Below are 14,823 nucleotides of genomic sequence, written 5' to 3'. Positions count from 1 at the left end.
TATTGCTTCTGTTCCACATTAGCACATCCAACACGCCAATCAAACATCCGCAGTCAATCCTCAGGGTGCCGATGCAATCAAAACAATTTTAATGCCTATGCTTCCCGGCGGCGTAATGGCAGTAACCCCGTTTGCCGATTGTATATCAATTTCTACCTGCCCCTTGCTGTAGGTAAAGCTGTAAGCAACGCCGTTATAAACCTCGGGCACCTGCTCATAGCTTGCACCGCCATCGTAAGTGGCGTAAACAAGCACACCTCCGTATTTATTTTGGTAACTGTCTATCTCGGGCGTATTAATAAACGTCGAAAAAGTTTTACCGCCGTCTGTGGTGGTCCAGCTACTGGCCAATGCAGTAGTTAAAATAGTTTGGTTTGGCGTTACATCATTTTGTTTTGTACACGATGTAGCCAAAAACAATATCGAAATTAAAAAAAGTAATAAACGGGTTTTCATGTTTTTGGTATTAAATAAATAGTTTTGTTATCCTTATTAAACAAAGTTAAAACTTAAAAGATTAAAGCCATTAAAAATAAGTTTTTGTGCAGGGTGATAAATTTAACGCACAACAATAACAGCCTAACCACCCCTAATAATAATCCAGACGATGCCGCAAAGCAAAAGGTGTCGCACACGCCAAAAAAAACCTCCGCTTTCGCGGAGGCTCTTCAATTTATTTTCGAGTTATGGTTTGCTTATGAGTAAACCCTCAATAGTTGCTCGGCCTTTATCAGGGCGCGTTCAATACCATCTCGTTGGTCCTGTATCAGTTCGGCTATCTCCGGCGTGAGGGCTTCGGGGTTTTTCAACACCTCATCATAAACAGTAATTGCAGCTTTTTCGCCTTCAATACAAGCATCTAAAGCGGCATGTTCTTCGTCGCTGCTTAGTTTGTATTTAATATCGGTCCATAAGCGGTGCAATACACCCACCGTGCCGCCGGTTACGTTATCCGCATCCCCGCCTAAAGCACGTATTTCGGCTTTTAACTCATTGGCATATTCAATGCGTTGTAACACATAATCGGTAAATAAGGTTGTAAACTCAATTCCCTTAGCGTTATCGGCCGCTTTGCGGTATCCCTCAATACCATCATTACATATTAAAAGCAAATGTTGTAACTGTTCTTTTAATTTATCACTCGTATTTTCCATGCCTTTATCCTCCTAAGGTTTGTTAATGGTTTATTTCTTTTCGCTGCTTGCTGCACTGTTAACAGTATTCTCGGCAACTTGTGTTAATAAACTATCAGCATTTTTTTCTTCGGCCAAATTAGCCTCCAATAGTTCAACAGCTTCGGCATAACCAAGCACGTTGGCCAGGGTGCTCATGGTACCATACGAAGCAATTTCGTAATGCTCAACCTTTTGTGCTGCCGAAATAATGGCCACATCACGCGTCATGGTGCCTTTTTCGGTTTCGCCTAATAACTCTTCGGCTTCTTTTAATAAACCGGCCATAGCCTCGCATTTAACAGCAACAGCTTTTTCGCCAATAGCCTTAAAAACAGCCTCTACGCGGGTAATATGGTTCTCGGTTTCTTTAAGGTGGTTTTCAATGGCAGTTTTCAACTCTGCCGATGTTGCACCTTTTATCATTTTAGGCAAGGCCTTTGCCAAATGTTTTTCGGCCCAGTAAATGTCTTTCAGTTCGTCAATAAACAATTCGTTCAATGCCGAGTCTTTCAGTTCGTCGGTTGTTGCAATTTGTGCTGTTGTAGTTTTCATAATTAGATTTTTTTTTTAGAATGTTTTCATTACTATAACAGCAACAAGCCCCGCGTGTTTTACCATTAAGATTATTTTTTATCTTATTAAGAAATAAAAAGCCTTAATAATTAGATCCTGTTTTAATTTACCCACCAATAATTATAAATCAATGTAGTTTAGTTAAGCAATTAAAAAATGCACCATCGGTGCAAAAGGTCGGTAGCTAATTTAATAATTGCATATTGGCATGCCGTAGGTATGCTACCTATAAAGGTGTTGTACCTACGGCACAAATTTCTATCTAATTCGTTTTGCTACCGACCTGTGACCTCTAAGGAGTCGACTCACGCTCCCTTTTTAGTTTTTAAACTATTCATCAACTGGTCATACAAATCGTCGCTCGATGCTTGTTTAACTTTGAGTTTTTTAATAGTTGGCCGCTTGCCTTTGGCTTTCTCGTGGATAATTTTCAGCAAGTCGTCCGAGTATTCGTTCTTAAATTTCGATACATCAAAACGCTCGGCATACTGCTCAATCAGGGCGAGGCCCATATCCAGTTCCTTTTTGCTTACTTCGGTACCGGGCACATCCAGTTCCTCTGCCGATCGTATTTCCTGCCCAAAGCGTATCCGCGTTACAACCAGCACATTACCAACCGGGTGTACAATACAGAGGCTCTCGCTGTTGCGCAGTACAAACCGTGCCAAGCCAGCTTTTTTAGCTTTTTTTAGTGCCTGTATCAGCAAGGCGTAAGCCTTGTTATTTTTACTGTCGGGCTCCGCATAGTACGATGTTTCGTAGTACATCGGGTTTACATCGGCAATATCAACAAAGCTTTCAATCTCTATTTCACGACTTTTTTCGGGCGCGGCATCTTCAAAATCCTGGTCCTCCATAATCACATAATCGTCGTCAATTTTAAAGCCCTTTACAATTTTATCGTAAGGCACCTCTTTTTGTGTATGCTCGTTTACGCGTTGGTAGCGTATGCGCGAGTGGTCGCGCGAGTCCAGCATATCAAAATCCAGCGAACTGCTTTGCACCGCCGAATACAATTTAATGGGTATGTTAACCAGCCCAAACCCAACCGAGCCTTTCCATATCGACCTCATAAAAGTTTTTATTAAGTCAATATAACTCCATAAGCACCAAACAGTTTGCACACCAAGGCAACAATTAAACCAATTTGGTACGCGTTAATATCAGCGAAAGGTGTTCGGTTAATATTTGCCCCATGTTATGGCAGGTTTTAAATACAGGGCTGTTGTGGTATTCGGCAAGGTCGGCGGCAAGGCTTTGCACCTTTTCCTTTGGCGATATATCTTCCAGTTGCATAACGGTAAGCAGGCTGTTAAGGCGTTTGCTTGCGGTGCGCACCCTGTGCGATATTAAGCTGCGTTCCTCCTCCTGGTATTGGCGCACGGTAGTATCGGTAAGGTATTTCATGCCCAGGTTAACCATTACGTTGTTCTCCTTAAAAAAATGGGGAAGGTAAAACCTGCGCCTCCCTTCGTACGATTGCTGGTCGAAATCAATGGCCCGTATCCTATACTGGTTACCCTCAATATCGGGCGTAATATCAACCACAAAATTGTACGATCGCATATCGCCCAGCAACCTCGCAAAGCACCGTTCGTTAAACTTCACAAACTCCTTGCAAATGCGTATCTGGTTAAATTTGGTAGTATTAAGGCGCCCGCTAATAAACACATCTCCCGGCAAACCGGGTATATGCTCCTCAATAAGCGTATTGCCGTTTGATAGGTAAATGATGCGGTTTGGCGATAATATATGCTCCAGCTCCAAACCATACACGCGCGATGCATCGGCAGTTTTAACATAAAAATGGTCGTAATTATCGTTAAGTTTATTAATAATGCGCACCCTGAATGGTTTCGAATTACCAAACGTACAATAATCAATCCGCGCTACCGAGAGGTGTTCCATCACCGCAATATCGCCATCGGTATGCAGCAGCGCATAAATTTGGGTAAGGCTAGGGAAAAGCTCCCGCATTTCGCTTTGGTCGTAATACACGGTTTGCCAAAGCGTATCGGTACCGTCTTTATTCAGCAGCGGCGTATGCAGGTTAAAGCGCAGCAAATCCGAATATTGTACCGGCAGTTTTATCTCCCTGTCGTACTTTACCAGGTAATCCCGCAAAGTATCAGCAATGGGGTAATAATATTTTTTCCTTGATGGAACGTCTTCGCGGGTTACCTCTCCAGCCATAATTGAGCTTTATATCACATTAAAGGTAGTGTTTAATTCAGAGAGATTTGCCAACTTTGGCAAAGTTGGCAAATCTTAACCGCCCCCAAAATACCATAACCAATTATGGCCTACTATAGTTATATTTGGATGAATAACTGATTTTTCCGTCCATGAAAAAAACAAACAACCATTTGCTGCTTTTAGCAACGTTGATAACCTTAGCAGGCTGCAAAACAAAAAGCAGCACAAGCACAACAGTAAGCGGCCCCATAATTGCCGATAGCATTAAAAGCCAGATAGCCGTATTGGCTAACGATTCGTTAACGGGCCGCAAACCCTTTACACCCGGCGAAACCAAAACCATTAACTACATAGCTTCTCAGTTTAAAAAGGCAGGCCTCGAGCCTGGCAATAACGGCAGTTACTTTCAGGATGTGCCCATGGTGCAAATTGCCTGTACGCCATGGCCAACCATGCAAATTGATGGCAAGGCTAAACTATCGCTAAAAGCGGTTGACGATTTTGTAGTTTTTAGCCGCCGCGAGCAAGACACCGTACAACTCAAAAATTCGCCCATGGTATTTGCAGGCTATGGCGTGGTGGCTCCCGAATACCATTGGAATGATTATGCCGGACTGGATGTTAAAGGTAAAACCGTAGTAGTGTTGGTAAACGACCCCGGCTTTAAAAGCGGCGACCCCACCTTTTTTAAAGGCGATACCATGACTTACTATGGCCGCTGGACCTATAAATTTGAAGAAGCCGCAAGGCAAGGTGCCTCAGGCATTATCATCGTTCACCAAACCGAACCTGCAAGCTACGCCTGGTCGGTAATAAAAAACAGCAATACGGGCGCAAGGTTGTATCTGCAACAAGCCGATAAACACATGTCGCGCTGTAAAATGGAAGGCTGGATAACCGAAGATGCCGCCACCAAACTATTCGCCGCCGCAGGCATCACCGGCGATTTCCGCGCCCTGGCCCGCAGAAAAGATTTTAGGGCCATCCCTTTAAACCTCAACCTTACAGTTGGCATCAGCAATAAGCTAAAATACGCCATGTCGCGCAACGTAATAGCAACGCTTAAAGGCAGCAGCCAACCAACCGAAGCCATTATTTATACCGCCCACTGGGACCACTTTGGCATAGGCCCCGCCGTAAAAGGCGATTCGATATATAACGGTGCCGTTGATAATGCAAGCGGCGTAGCCGCCCTCATCAACATGGCTAAAGCGTTTAGTCATAACACTGATAAGCCTAAACGTTCCATTGTATTTTTAGCCGTTACCGGCGAAGAACAAGGCTTGCTTGGCTCGGAGTATTACGCAACTCACCCCATATTTGCGCTCAATAAAACAGTGGCCAACTTAAACATGGATGCCCTTGGCTTTTACGGCGAAACCAAAGACATTGACGTAACCGGCAAAGGCCAAAACGACATTGAAGATTACGTTGCCGAACAGGCCCAACAATATGGCCTCACCATAAAAGGCGACGCCCGCCCCGGCGCTGGCAGCTACTACCGCAGCGACCACTTTAACTTCGCCAAAGTTGGCGTACCCGCCCTCGACATGAACAACGGCCAGGAAAGCACCCAGCATCCCGAAGGATGGGGCAAAGCCCAAAAAGACGATTACAACACCAACCGCTACCACCAGGTAAGCGATAACTACAGTGCAGATATGGACTGCACCGGCATGGCCCAGGTAGCCAACATCCTGTTCAACATAGGCACCAAGTTAGGCAACCAAAGCTCCTTCCCCGGCTGGAAACCCAAATCAGAATTTAAAGTGATACGCGATAAAACGATGGGGAAATAAGTTTTCGATGTGCAGATGTGCAGATGAGTAAATATGCAATAATTTTTAAATGATTTGATCTTTACCTTTACATTCTGGGGCAATTAGATTTGACAACTTTTTGAAAGTTGTCAAATCTTAAACCTTTCGATGTGCGAATGTGCAAATGATTTTTGAATGATTTGATCTTCCCATTTCACATTCTGGTAATCCCTAAATTCTATAAATTCCGGTTCAAACAATGTGCAAATAATTCGTCAGTTAGACAATTAGATTTGACAACTTTCAAAAAGTTGTCAAATCTTAAACCGGCATATCCCCCATAAACTAAAAAAAGTCCATGATCTTCATCACGGACTTTTTACTTTATATCTCATATACAAATCAAATCATTTGCACATTTACTCATCTGCACATTCGCACATCGAACAATCATTCCTCCACCATCTCACTATTCCTGCTCTCGTCTTCGGTGGGTTCGTGTTTAAAATAATGCTTTTGCCGAAATAAAATCAGGATAACGCCAACAGATATAGCCGCATCGGCAAGGTTAAATATCGGGCGGAAAAACACAAATTCTTCGCCTCCCCAAAATGGCATCCCGATTGGAAAATGCCCCGTTATCAGCGGGAAGTAAAACATATCAACCACGCGGCCATGCAGCAAGGGCGCGTAGCCATATATCACACCATAAAAGGTAGAATCAATAATATTGCCCATTGCACCCGCAAATATGAGTGCCAGGTTCATAATTAAACCCCGGTGGTATTTGTTTTTAATTAAAAACACAATGCCATAGCCAATACCACAAACGGCAACTATCCTAAACAGGGTAAGGGCCAGTTTTCCCCAATCGCCACCCAGTTCAAGGCCCCAGGCCATACCGTTGTTTTCGGTATAACGCAGCATACCGCGGTCTCCTAAAAACCTAATTTCTTCGCCGTTATACATGTGGTGTCTAACCCAAATTTTAATAATCTGGTCCAGCAAAATAATAAAGGCGGCAGTAACAAAAGGTTTAATATAAGCTACCTTCATTCTTACTGTTTAAGTTTAGCTTCCATGCTTAACGTGGTGTGTGGTACTACACGCAGGCGCTCTTTAGGTATCAGTTTACCGGTTTCGCGGCAAATACCGTAGGTTTTGTTTTCAATGCGCACCAAAGCCGCTTCCAGTTGCTCAATAAACTTTTTCTGGCGCGCAGCCAACTGGTTTATCTGTTCCTTCTCCAGCGTGGCCGAACCATCTTCCAGCGTTTTGTAAGTACCTGCGGTATCATCGGTACCGTTGGAGTTAGGGCTGCTTAATGATGATGCTAAATTGTTAAGCTCCTCTTTGGCGCCTTTTAACTTATCTAACAGCAATTGTTTAAACTCCTGTAACTCCGAATCTGAATATCTGGTTTTTGGGTTTTCTGTCTTCATTATACTTTACTTATAGCAATCAATATTTCAATTTCATCAATTAATGCACTATCACCATTATTTAACTGTGAGTCAGGCACTAAGGTATCGGCTAAAATTTCGGCGCAAATATATGATAAATTATTTTCAACCGCTTCGGCTATGTAAGGGTGATTGCTTATGCGCACATTTATCTTATCAGTTACTTCAAAATTCTTGTCCTTACGCAGGTTTTGTATCCTGTTTACCAACTCGCGCGCTATACCCTCCTGTTTCAACTCTTCGGTTATCGTAACATCTAAAGCTACGGTTAGTTTTCCCAAATTTGCAACTTGCCAGCCCGGTACGTCTTCGGCAATAATTTCAACGTCGCTTAAAAGTATGGAGTACTGCGTATTGAGTATTGCTATGGTACCTTCAGTTTCAATTTCTGTTATTTGATCGCTGCTAAAGTTATTTATCGCTTCGGCAACCAATTTCATATCCTTACCCACTTTAGCACCTAAAGCTTTAAAGTTTGGCTTTATCTTCTTTTTAACAAAACCTGCGGTATCGTTTATATACTCAATAGCTTTGATGTTGGTTTCCGATAATATCAGTTCTTTAACCAGCTCAATTTGTTGCTCAAAGTTTTTGTTTAATATAGGCAATAAAATGCGGCCCAACGGGCGCCTCACATTAATATTAACCTTTTTACGTAACGACAGCACTAACGACGATACATCCTGCGCCAATTGCATCCGCTCTTCAAGCGCCTTATCAACCAGTTCGGTATGATAAGCAGGAAAATCTGCCAGGTGTACCGATTCTACATTTTCTTGTTGGGTAGCACTGTTCAGGTCGTTAAATAAACGTTCGGCAAAAAACGGGGCAACCGGTGCCATCAGCTTGGCTATGGTAGTTAAACAAGTATATAACGTTTGGTATGCCGATAACTTATCTGCCGAGTTATCACTGCGCCAAAAACGGCGGCGACTTAAACGCACGTACCAATTGCTCAAATGCGCATCAACAAAGTTTTGTATGGCGCGGGTGGCCTTGGTGGGTTCAAAATCGGCGTAAAACTCATCAACCTCTTTGGTTAACGTGTTTAATAACGATACTATCCAACGGTCAATCTCCGGCCTGTCGCTTAACGCTATCTCGGCTTCGCTGTAATTAAAATTATCAATATTGGCATACAGCGCAAAAAAGCTGTAAGTATTATAAAGCGTGCCAAAAAACTTGCGGCGCACCTCGTCAAGCCCTTCTAAGTTAAATTTAAGGTTATCCCAGGGTGCGGCATTGCTAATCATGTACCAGCGGGCGGCATCGGCACCATATTTTTCAATGGTCTCAAAAGGGTCGGCGGCATTGCCTAAACGCTTGCTCATTTTGTTGCCGTTTTTATCCAGCACCAAACCGTTGCTCACCACGTTTTTAAACGCTACGCCGGGGTTGCCCACCAAAGTATTAACGGCCTTAACCTCGTCGCTCGCTTCGCTTAACATTACGGCAATGGCGTGCAGGGTAAAAAACCAACCGCGGGTTTGGTCAACACCTTCGGCAATAAAATCTGCCGGGTAAGCATCAGCAAACTGCTCCTTGTTTTCAAACGGAAAATGCCATTGTGCATATGGCATGGCGCCGCTATCAAACCAAACATCAATCAAATCGGGCTCGCGAAGAAAATAGTTGACAAATCCGTCGATAACTGGAAAGTGATAAGAACCGTCAGGGGTTTTTACTTTAGGCTGTTTTATTTCTAATATGATGATATTATCAACGTATGGCCTATGAAGATCTATTTCTATATTTTTAAAATGTTCCGATAAGCTGGATGAATAAGTTGTTAATAGCTTTTTTTGCTGTGTTGGAGGAATTAAATTTAAAAGAGAGTATGCATCATCAATAATAAAATTTGAGTTTCGAGCTTTTTGTACATAATTTTCATAATACTCTCCAAGTGTCAGCATTAAGTCTGTTGATCCACTTTTCAAATCTTCTACAAGTTTTTCCAGGAAGAAATATTTAGATTCGTAAACGATATCAAAATTATCCGTTTCAATAGTTTTGGGATTGACTAATTCTTTAATGCTACCAAAACACAATTCTGATTTTTTAAAGCTTGGATCAAAACTATAAGCCTTTGAACGCCATATCGGCAACGGCGTTCCCCAGTAGCGTGAGCGCGATAAATTCCAGTCCACCAAGTTTTCAAGCCAGTTACCAAAGCGGCCCGTCCCGGTGCTTTCAGGTTTCCAGTTTATCGTTTTATTCAGCTCAACCAGTTTATCCTTAACTGCCGTGGTTTTAATAAACCAGCTATCCAGCGGATAATACAAAATAGGCTCATCCGTGCGCCACGAGTGGGGGTAACTGTGTTCGTATTTTTTAACGTCGAAAGCCTTGTTGTCGGTTTTCAGCATAATGGATATTAAAACATCCGTTGGCTTAAAGCCGGGCACTTCGCGCTCTTCTTTGCTGTAATATTCTTCTTTAACGTACAAGCCTGCAAAATCGGTCACTTCGTCAACAAAGCGGCCCTGTTTGTTTACCAGCGGAACTTCTTTGCCCGTTTCGTCGTGTACCATTACACTTGGCACGCCGTTCTCCTTACAGGCCCTAAAATCGTCCGCACCAAAAACCGAAGCTGTGTGCACTATTCCCGTACCATCCTCGGTAGTCACAAAATCTGCCGGGATAACGCGGAAAGCATTAGCTTCCAAATCGGCATTGGTTACGTAGGGCATCAATTGGTGGTAACGTAAGCCAACTAATTCGCTGCCTTTAAAACCGGCTTCAACCGTCCAGGGTATTACTTTATCGCCTTCTTTATAATCAGCAAAAGCAGCATTCTCGCCTTCGGCTTTAAAATATTTGCTCACCAAAACCTTAGCCAGCACCACGCTAACGGGTGCATAGGTATAAGGGTTAAAGGTTTTTATTTTAACGTAATCAATGTTTTCGCCAACGGCAAGCGCACAGTTTGATGGTAGGGTCCACGGCGTGGTAGTCCAGGCCAGTATCACCGTATCTTCACCAGGCTCGCTAAACAAGGTAGGCATCAGCGCATGTTGCTGGTCGTTTTTTAAATGGAACTGCGCTACAATGGTAGTATCCTTCACCATTTTATAAGTACCCGGCTGGTTCAGCTCGTGCGAACTCAACCCCGTGCCCGATTTTGGCGAATAAGGCTGCACCGTGTAGCCTTTATACAGCCAGCCCTTTTTATAAAGCTCGCTCAATATCCACCAAAGGCTTTCAATGTATTCGTTTTTGTAGGTTATGTAGGGGTCTTCAAGGTCAACCCAGTAGCCCATTTTCTCGGTCAGGTCGTTCCAAACGTCGGTATAGCGCATCACTTCCTTGCGGCAGGCATTGTTATAATCCTCAACCGAAATAGTTTTGCCAATATCGTCCTTAGTAATCCCTAACGATTTTTCAACCGCCAGTTCAATAGGCAAACCATGCGTATCCCAGCCGCCTTTGCGTTTAACCTGGTAACCTTTAAGCGTTTTATAACGGCAAAAAATATCCTTAATACTCCGCGCCATTACGTGGTGAATGCCCGGCATACCATTAGCACTCGGCGGACCCTCGTAAAACGTGTAGGGCTTGCTTGCCGGCCTGCTGCTTATACTTTTCTCGAATATGTTATTCTGTTTCCAAAACTCCAGTACTTCGTTACCTATTTGCGATAAATTTAGCTGCTTATATTCCTTGTACATCAATACTATTACGTCAATTTAAAGAGGTGCAAATTTAAGGAATTTTAATATCAAAAGGGAAGTTTTTTACCAGAGCAAAGCAATGTATGAAAGGTTTTTTTGAGTTTTTGATTGATATGAATACTGTTAAAGAAAACCGCACAGGAGTTGCCTTACGCCCGGAGCAATCCGCTCATACCACACCGGCCTTAACCCCAGGCCGGTATCACCCCTATCCGTACCACAAAAGCAACTTCACAACCTAAAAACCCCAACCAGAAATCAGAAATCAGAAGTCAGAAGTCAGAAATCCGACTCCCGATTTCTCCGACTTCCGACTGCCGATTTCTCCGACTTCCGACTCCCGATTTCTCCGACTCCCGATTTCTGACTCCCGACTTCTGACTCCCGACTCCCGACTTCTGACTTCTGACTCCCCACTCTATCAAAAAATCCTCAACTGCCGCTTCTTCCTTTTTCATCGGCATCACCGCGCCGGCGTTCCTCAGTTTGCCGTATTTTGGTATTGCCAAAACGCCAGCTAAAGTTAAATGATACCCTGCGGCTCTCAAAGTTACCCTCATCGGTATAATTAAGGCTGCCAAAATTAACGCTGGTATAATTACGCTGGGTTTTAAAAATATCGCTCACACCTAAACGTACCGAAGCCTGGTCTTTAAACAATTTACGACTAATACCGGCGCTCACATTAGCATTATCCTGCCGGGCATAAATGAGGTTTTGCGATGCCGATGTATAACGCCCGCTCAATTGTAACTGATATTTACCCGGCAATGTAAACCGCTGACTGGTAGAAAACTGATAGTGCCATTTACCCTCGTTAAGCTCACCATCCAATAAAGCCCCTTTAAAATGATCGTTACCCAAATTGGCTTTGTAAAGCATGTTCCACCATTTTGTTGCCTTAACGGGATAATTAAGGTCGAAATTAAGGGTGTTCATAGTGCCTGTATTGGCAGGCATTTCAATCAAAACATTACCCGCTTGCTTCATAATGGTATTAAAATAATCGTTGGCTTGGCTGTAAGCGCCAACCAGGGTAATGCGGTCGTCAAACGTATAGGTTAACTCGGCCTCGTCATTACGCTGCACGCGCAGGTTGGGGTTACCCGTTTGCTGACTAAGTGGGTCCTGCACGTAGGTAAAGGGTTGCAAATCGTTATAATCGGGCCGTTTTATACGGCGGCTAATTGATAGCCTCAAATGGTGTTTAGCACCCGGCGCATAAGTAAAATAAGCCGATGGTAACAAGTTAAAGTAACTGGTATCTGGCCGGGTAAGTTTTGCGCTGCTTGCCAATTCACTTTCGCCTTTAGCAGTGGTTTGCTCGGCCCGCAGCCCAAATTGCCACCCCCAACGCGCCGCGGATCCCGATAAAGCCGTGTAAGCAGCCCTTATGTTTTCGTGGTAGTTAAACTGGTTAGCATCCTGGTTATTGTTGGTTTGCACGGCGGCTATTTTAAATCCGGCTTCAAGTTTAAGTTTATTTTTCCAGGCGTGGCTATAATCCGTCTTTAGGGTATTGATGCTGATATTGGTTAACGTTTCATAGTTAAGTTGTGGCTGCCCGGTGGTTATAACCGTAATATGGCCGTTTTTAGTAAAGTCGGCACGGTCAAGGTCAACAGTTAGTTCCGTTCCAAGTGTATCGCTGTAGCGATAGTTTAGGTTATAAGTATTCCAATAACGCACGTAAGGGTTGCTGCCTATGGTTTGATAGCTATTTGAGGGCTGTTGCAAATAGCTATCGTAGCTACTGGTATTGGTACTGGCTTCGCGCTCAATTATCCCGCCAAGGGTACTTTTTTTACCAATTGCGTAATCAATAGCCACGCGCCAAACCGGGTCGCTCCAGTTATCAAGGTTACTGGTTTGCTGGTTTAAGGTGCCTGTATTAAGTTTACGCACTTTAACATCGCTGGTGAGGTAACCGCCGCTATGCCACGCCCCGTAAGTGCTAACCGCTAATTTCCCCGCGCCATAATTCAGCAAGCCCGATAGGTCGGTCCAATTATAAACACTTTGCGATGTACTGTAATCAAGGTTACCGGTAATGCCTTTTACACCCATGTTAGTTTTGATATTGATAATACCCGTATTACCGTTTACCTCGTATTTGGCTGGTGGGTTAGTTAATATTTCTACCTGCTTTATACTACCTGCAGGCATGGCTTTAAGCATTTTGGCTAAATCGCGGGCAGTCATCTTCACCGGTTTATCATTAATCATAATCTGCACCTCGGCCTTGCCGCTCATTAGTATCGCGTCTTCGTTATCGCTAATGGTAATACTGGGCGCAAGGTTTACAATTTCCAATGCGTTATCGGCCAGTTTTTTAACCTGCTCGTTAACCATAATAACGCTGCGGTCGGTTTCCTGCTTTATAATAGGTTGCCGGGCTTGCACGCGCACTTCGTTAAGCCGGCGCGTGGCGGGTATCAGCTTAATATTACCCAGCGGCTTTTGGGTGGTAAAAATAGTATCGGCCATAAAACCAACCGATGTAATAACCAGGTAATTTAAACCCGGCACATTGCAGTTAAAATAACCCGCGGTATCGGTAAGCGCGGTTTTAGCTGGTTGATTGTTTTTAAACAGGCGGATAACTGCTCCGGGCAGGGCATCTCCTTTTTCGTCGGTTACTTTACCGCTTACCTGGGCGGCAGCGGTAAAGGCGCTTAAACAAAATAAAACGGTTAAAAATTTTTTCATGCTCCAAAAGTGCCGCTAACCGGCCTCTCCATCGCTTCAGAACATGATTTGACACCACTAATTGCTTAAATGCTCCTTGGGGTTTTTACCCGTTACCTTTTTAAAGGCGCGGTTAAAGGTTGATTTTGAATTGAAGCCGGCATCATAAGCAATAGCCAGCAGGTTAAAATTGCGGTAGCCCGGTTGGTTCATCAGGCGGATAGCCTCCTCTACCCGGAAACGGTTAACATAGTCGTTAAAGTTTTGCCCATAACTGGCGTTAATAACCTTACTTAGCAACGATGCATTGGTACCCGTTTTTTTAGCCAGGTCGGTTAAGGTTAGTTCGGGTTCTAAATAAACCTTTTTAACAGCCATCAACTCATCCACTTTTATTTTCCAATCCTCCATCCAGTCCAAGTCCTGGTAAGTAATATCTATGGTGTTGTTATTGGCTAACTGTAAGGGCTGCTGGTAGGCGGTTAACAACCGTGGCTCAAAGTTAAGCTTAATGATGGGCCTGGCGCTATAAGCACTAATGGCCATATAATACGTAATAAGGGCAAACGCAAAAAAATAATACCACGCGCGCACGTAAACCAAATCAACAAATAAAGATAAAACGTGCTCGGATATTAACAACGTGGTAAGCAGCGCAAAAGCATACAAAAAATTGCGCAGCCACTTAAAGCTGGCCGCATCGGCAAAAGAGAATTCAAAGTTCGAAAAAACGAGGTACTGCCGGTAATACCTAATTGATAGAGCCAGATAAATTAAAATACTTGCGCTCCAGGTCCAGTTATACCAACTGTCAAAATCGGGGTCGGTTCTGCCGTTCATCAGGTAATAACGGCCTACAATAAATTTATCGGCCACTACAACCACAAGGCACCAAAGCAGGTAAAGTGCGCCGGGTAAAAAATGCAGCCAATCTGCCTTGCTTAACTTGTATTGTGCGTTGGTAAGGCTTTTTAAATACAGATACAATAACGGACCAAAAAACAACGCATGGATAAACGGCGTATAAAATAATATCTCTCGGTAGGGTTGCGTATCATACCAACCCGCAAACCCCGACATCCACGGAAAAATAAACAATGCCGACAGCAAGAAGAACGACGCCAACAACCTGTCCGACAGGCGCTCTTGCTGCACACCACGCTTGTACAACAGCCCCGCATAAACACACAGGTGCGTAAAAAATATAAGCAGCAGCGAACTACGCAGCCCGAATTGAAAAAGCATAACCGAAGATACGGTTTATGTACAGCAAAAAGGCCTCAAATCATGATATGAG

12 protein-coding genes are annotated in these 14,823 nt (G+C 43.7%); 2 read left to right on the top strand and 10 right to left on the bottom strand.

All coding sequences use genetic code 11. The features are described from left to right. Positions 1-60: 60 nt before the first annotated feature. The 5 genes from BDD43_RS08420 to BDD43_RS08400 form a co-directional block, all read right to left on the bottom strand. Positions 61-456, bottom strand: coding sequence for a hypothetical protein (locus tag BDD43_RS08420; protein ID WP_121197259.1), 396 nt, complete (start codon positions 454-456; stop codon positions 61-63). A 239-nt stretch (positions 457-695) separates the two neighbouring features. Next, a complete protein-coding gene (locus BDD43_RS08415) occupies positions 696-1,154 on the bottom strand; it encodes a ferritin-like domain-containing protein (protein WP_121197258.1) in 459 nt (152 codons plus the stop codon). Positions 1,155-1,184: 30 nt separating this feature from the next. Continuing rightward, positions 1,185-1,727 (bottom strand): YciE/YciF ferroxidase family protein, encoded by a 543-nt coding sequence (locus tag BDD43_RS08410; protein ID WP_121197257.1) that lies wholly within the window; start codon positions 1,725-1,727, stop codon positions 1,185-1,187. 326 nt (positions 1,728-2,053) lie between these two features. Beyond that, positions 2,054-2,821 carry a non-homologous end joining protein Ku gene (gene ku, locus BDD43_RS08405; RefSeq protein ID WP_121197256.1) on the bottom strand — a complete coding sequence of 256 codons (768 nt, stop codon included), beginning with the start codon at positions 2,819-2,821 and terminating at the stop codon, positions 2,054-2,056. Between the two features lie 64 nt (positions 2,822-2,885). Next, entirely contained in the window at positions 2,886-3,941 is a 1,056-nt protein-coding gene (locus BDD43_RS08400; RefSeq protein ID WP_121197255.1) for a hypothetical protein, read from the bottom strand. Between the two features lie 152 nt (positions 3,942-4,093). Between BDD43_RS08400 and BDD43_RS08395 the strand changes: the two genes are divergently transcribed. After that, positions 4,094-5,743 carry a M28 family metallopeptidase gene (locus tag BDD43_RS08395; RefSeq protein WP_121197254.1) on the top strand — a complete coding sequence of 550 codons (1,650 nt, stop codon included), beginning with the start codon at positions 4,094-4,096 and terminating at the stop codon, positions 5,741-5,743. A 411-nt stretch (positions 5,744-6,154) separates the two neighbouring features. Here the strand turns inward: BDD43_RS08395 and BDD43_RS08390 are convergent, their stop codons facing one another. The 3 genes from BDD43_RS08390 to BDD43_RS08380 are packed head-to-tail and all read right to left on the bottom strand — an operon-like array spanning position 6,155 to position 10,835. Continuing rightward, the gene (locus tag BDD43_RS08390; RefSeq protein ID WP_121197253.1) at positions 6,155-6,760 is read right to left on the bottom strand and encodes a lipoprotein signal peptidase; all 606 of its coding nucleotides are present in this window, start codon (positions 6,758-6,760) and stop codon (positions 6,155-6,157) included. Between the two features lie 2 nt (positions 6,761-6,762). Next, a complete protein-coding gene (locus tag BDD43_RS08385; RefSeq protein WP_121197252.1) occupies positions 6,763-7,146 on the bottom strand; it encodes a TraR/DksA family transcriptional regulator in 384 nt (127 codons plus the stop codon). Further along, on the bottom strand, positions 7,146-10,835 hold the full coding sequence (locus BDD43_RS08380) for a class I tRNA ligase family protein (protein ID WP_121197251.1): 3,690 nt from the start codon (positions 10,833-10,835) through the stop codon (positions 7,146-7,148). The genes BDD43_RS08385 and BDD43_RS08380 overlap by 1 nt, the downstream gene beginning before the upstream one ends. An 86-nt stretch (positions 10,836-10,921) precedes the next feature. Between BDD43_RS08380 and BDD43_RS29950 the strand changes: the two genes are divergently transcribed. Continuing rightward, the gene (locus BDD43_RS29950; protein ID WP_162847006.1) at positions 10,922-11,080 is read left to right on the top strand and encodes a hypothetical protein; all 159 of its coding nucleotides are present in this window, start codon (positions 10,922-10,924) and stop codon (positions 11,078-11,080) included. Positions 11,081-11,270: 190 nt separating this feature from the next. Here the strand turns inward: BDD43_RS29950 and BDD43_RS08370 are convergent, their stop codons facing one another. Both BDD43_RS08370 and BDD43_RS08365 read right to left on the bottom strand, forming a co-directional pair. Beyond that, positions 11,271-13,547, bottom strand: coding sequence for an outer membrane beta-barrel family protein (locus BDD43_RS08370; protein ID WP_121197249.1), 2,277 nt, complete (start codon positions 13,545-13,547; stop codon positions 11,271-11,273). Between the two features lie 57 nt (positions 13,548-13,604). Further along, complete coding sequence (locus tag BDD43_RS08365; protein ID WP_121197248.1) at positions 13,605-14,771, bottom strand: helix-turn-helix domain-containing protein; 1,167 nt, start codon at positions 14,769-14,771, stop codon at positions 13,605-13,607. Positions 14,772-14,823 lie beyond the last annotated feature (52 nt).

Source organism: Mucilaginibacter gracilis (assembly GCF_003633615.1).
Taxonomy (GTDB): Bacteria; Bacteroidota; Bacteroidia; order Sphingobacteriales; family Sphingobacteriaceae; genus Mucilaginibacter; species Mucilaginibacter gracilis.
This window is presented reverse-complemented; position numbering and strand designations above follow the sequence as displayed.

Bases quoted from the DNA above. Each gene is read 5' to 3' on its own strand.
- BDD43_RS08420 (WP_121197259.1), bottom strand. From the start codon at position 456: ATGAAAACCCGTTTATTACTTTTTTTAATTTCGATATTGTTTTTGGCT.
- BDD43_RS08415 (WP_121197258.1), bottom strand. From the start codon at position 1,154: ATGGAAAATACGAGTGATAAATTAAAAGAACAGTTACAACATTTGCTT.
- BDD43_RS08410 (WP_121197257.1), bottom strand. From the start codon at position 1,727: ATGAAAACTACAACAGCACAAATTGCAACAACCGACGAACTGAAAGAC.
- ku (WP_121197256.1), bottom strand. From the start codon at position 2,821: ATGAGGTCGATATGGAAAGGCTCGGTTGGGTTTGGGCTGGTTAACATA.
- BDD43_RS08400 (WP_121197255.1), bottom strand. From the start codon at position 3,941: ATGGCTGGAGAGGTAACCCGCGAAGACGTTCCATCAAGGAAAAAATAT.
- BDD43_RS08395 (WP_121197254.1), top strand. From the start codon at position 4,094: ATGAAAAAAACAAACAACCATTTGCTGCTTTTAGCAACGTTGATAACC.
- BDD43_RS08390 (WP_121197253.1), bottom strand. From the start codon at position 6,760: ATGAAGGTAGCTTATATTAAACCTTTTGTTACTGCCGCCTTTATTATT.
- BDD43_RS08385 (WP_121197252.1), bottom strand. From the start codon at position 7,146: ATGAAGACAGAAAACCCAAAAACCAGATATTCAGATTCGGAGTTACAG.
- BDD43_RS08380 (WP_121197251.1), bottom strand. From the start codon at position 10,835: ATGTACAAGGAATATAAGCAGCTAAATTTATCGCAAATAGGTAACGAA.
- BDD43_RS29950 (WP_162847006.1), top strand. From the start codon at position 10,922: ATGAAAGGTTTTTTTGAGTTTTTGATTGATATGAATACTGTTAAAGAA.
- BDD43_RS08370 (WP_121197249.1), bottom strand. From the start codon at position 13,547: ATGAAAAAATTTTTAACCGTTTTATTTTGTTTAAGCGCCTTTACCGCT.
- BDD43_RS08365 (WP_121197248.1), bottom strand. From the start codon at position 14,771: ATGCTTTTTCAATTCGGGCTGCGTAGTTCGCTGCTGCTTATATTTTTT.